Origin of the sequence: Amycolatopsis sp. SID8362, assembly GCF_010550475.1 — a bacterium.
Taxonomy (GTDB): domain Bacteria; phylum Actinomycetota; class Actinomycetes; order Mycobacteriales; family Pseudonocardiaceae; genus Amycolatopsis; species Amycolatopsis eburnea.
Genome location: NZ_JAAGNB010001245.1, coordinates 1 through 2,329, shown reverse-complemented (window position 1 = coordinate 2,329; position 2,329 = coordinate 1). Strand labels below are relative to the sequence as shown.

The following is a 2,329-nucleotide window of genomic DNA, read 5'->3' as shown; positions in this document are numbered from 1 at the left end:
GGCAGCCGGACCGGCGTGTTCGCCGGGGTGATGTACAGCGACTACGTCTTCGCGCTGCAGGGCACCCCCGACGTCGAGGGCTACCAGAGCAACGGCTCCTCCCCGGCGGTCGCCTCCGGCCGCGTGGCCTACACCCTGGGCCTGGAGGGTCCCGCCGTCACCGTCGACACGGCGTGCTCGTCGTCGCTGGTCGCGCTGCACTGGGCGGCGCAGGCGCTGCGCACCGGCGAGTGCTCCCTCGCCCTCGCCGGCGGCGTCACGGTGATGTCGAACCCCGGCCCGTTCACCGGGTTCTCGCGCCAGCGCGGGATGGCCGCCGACGGCCGCTCGAAGTCGTTCTCCGATTCCGCCGACGGCGTCAGCTGGGCCGAGGGCGTCGGGATGCTCGTGCTCGAACGGCAGTCGGACGCGCTCCGCAACGGCCACCGGATCCTCGCCGTGGTGCGGGGTTCGGCGGTCAACTCCGACGGCGCGTCGAACGGCCTGACCGCCCCCAACGGCCCGTCGCAGCAGCGCGTGATCCGCCAGGCCCTCGCCGGGGCCGGACTGTCCACTTCGGACGTCGACGCCGTCGAGGCGCACGGCACCGGCACGGTGCTCGGCGACCCGATCGAGGCGCAGGCGCTGCTGGCGACCTACGGCCAAGAGCGCGAAGAGCCGCTGTGGCTGGGGTCGATCAAGTCGAACATCGGCCACACCCAGGCCGCGGCCGGCGTCGCCGGGGTGATCAAGATGGTGCAGGCGATGCGGCACGGCGTGCTGCCGAAGACGTTGCACGTGACCGAGCCGTCCACCCAGGTCGACTGGACCGAGGGCGACGTCGCCCTGCTGACCGACGCCCGCGAGTGGCCGTCGGCCGGCCGGCCGCGCCGGGCCGGGATCTCCTCGTTCGGGATCAGCGGCACCAACGCGCACGCCATTCTCGAGCAGGCTCCCGAACCGGCCGCCGCCGAGCGGCCGCGGCGTGCCGAGCCCGAGGTCGTCCCGTGGCTGCTCTCGGCCAAGACGCCCGAAGCGCTGCGCGAGCAGGCCGCCCGGCTGCTGGCGCACGTCGACGAGGACCGCGTCGACGTCGCGCACTCGCTGGTGACCACCCGGTCCTGGTTCGAGCACCGCGCGGCCGTCCTCGCCGAGGACCGCGACAGCGCGGTGCGCGCGCTGACCGCGCTCGCCGAGGGAACTCCGTCCCCGGCCGTCGTCGAGGGGACCGCGCGGACCGGCCGCACGGCGTTCCTGTTCGCCGGGCAGGGCGCGCAGCGGCTGGCCATGGGCCGCGGGCTCTACGACACCTACCCCGTGTTCGCCGCCGCCTTCGACGACGTCCGCGCCGAGCTGGACATGCCGCTGCGCGACATCCTGTTCGGCGACGACGCCGAACGGCTGGACCGCACCGAGTTCGCCCAGCCCGCCCTGTTCGCACTCGAGGTCGCGCTGTTCCGCCTGGTGGAGTCCTGGGGCCTGCGCCCCGACTACCTGGCGGGCCACTCGATCGGCGAGATCGCCGCCGCGCATGTCGCCGGGGTCCTGTCCCTGCCGCACGCTTGCCAGCTCGTCGAGGCCCGGGGCCGGCTCATGCAGGCGCTGCCGGCCGGCGGCGCGATGGTGGCGCTGCGGGCGGCCGAGGCCGAGGTCACGCCGTTGCTGGTCGACGGTGTGGCGATCGCGGCGGTGAACGGCCCGCGTTCGGTGGTGGTGTCCGGCGCCGAGGACGCCGTGCTGGCGCTGGCGGAAAAGTTCGAAAAGGCCAAGCGGCTCAACGTGTCCCACGCGTTCCATTCGCCGCTGATGGACCCGGTGCTCGACGACTTCCGCCGGCTCGCCGGACGGCTGACCTACCACGAACCGCGGATCCCGGTCGTCTCCACCGTGACCGGCGGGCTCGCCACCGAGCTCGCTTCGCCGGAGTACTGGGTGAACCACGTCCGCGCGGCCGTCCGCTTCGGCGACGCGGTCGCCTGGCTGGGCGAGCACGGCGTGTCGACGTTCGTCGAGCTCGGCCCGGACGGGGTCGTCTCCGCGATGGCGCGGGACTCGATCGCCGACCGCGAAGCCACCGTCGTCCCGTTGCTGCGCAAGGACCGCGACGAACCGTTCTCGGTCGTCTCGGCGCTGGGCCTGCTGCACGCCACCGGCAGCCGCGTCGACTGGGAGAAGTTCTTCGCCGGGACCGGCGCGCGGCGGGTGGACCTGCCGACCTACGCCTTCCAGCACGAGCCGTACTGGCCGAAGGGCGGCCCCGCGCCGTCCGGCGACCTCCGGCTGGCCGGGCAGCACGCCGCCGGGCACCCGCTGCTGGTCGCCGCCGTCGCGCTGCCGGAGTCCGGCGGGT

1 protein-coding gene is annotated in these 2,329 nt (G+C 74.4%); it reads left to right on the top strand.

The window, feature by feature from the left end:
* A partial coding sequence (locus tag G3I65_RS38600; RefSeq protein WP_160700466.1) for a type I polyketide synthase occupies positions 1-2,329 on the top strand: 2,329 nt, incomplete at both ends.